This is a genomic window from Paraburkholderia sp. BR14374 (assembly GCF_040948685.1).
Classification (GTDB): domain Bacteria; phylum Pseudomonadota; class Gammaproteobacteria; order Burkholderiales; family Burkholderiaceae; genus Paraburkholderia; species Paraburkholderia youngii.
This window is the reverse complement of record NZ_JBFPKF010000180.1, coordinates 1-237: the sequence shown is the minus strand read 5'-3', so window position 1 is coordinate 237 and position 237 is coordinate 1. Positions and strand designations below refer to the sequence as shown.

Annotated in this window: 1 pseudogene and 1 other annotated feature; the pseudogene reads left to right on the top strand. The window is 62.9% G+C overall.

Annotation, left to right across the window (positions count from 1 at the left end):
• Nucleotides 1–237, top strand: a pseudogene (locus AB3X86_RS38560) (IS3 family transposase); the annotation flags it as partial.
• Nucleotides 69–185: a sequence feature (AL1L pseudoknot), on the top strand. Its footprint overlaps the pseudogene before it by 117 nt.

Genomic DNA, 237 nt, shown 5'->3' with positions numbered 1-237 from the left:
CGGCTCAAGGAGCTGGAGAGGGAGAACCGTGAGCTGCGCCAGGTTAATGAAATCCTGCGCAAGGCGTCGGCGTATTTCGCACAGGCGGAGCTCGACCGCCGACCGAAGTGATGATCACGTTCATCGATGATCAACGGCACGTCTACGGGGTCGAGCCGATCTGCAGGGTACTGCCAATCGCGCCGTCGACGTACTACACGCATGTGGCCCGCCGCGCCCATCCTGAGCTGGTGCCGG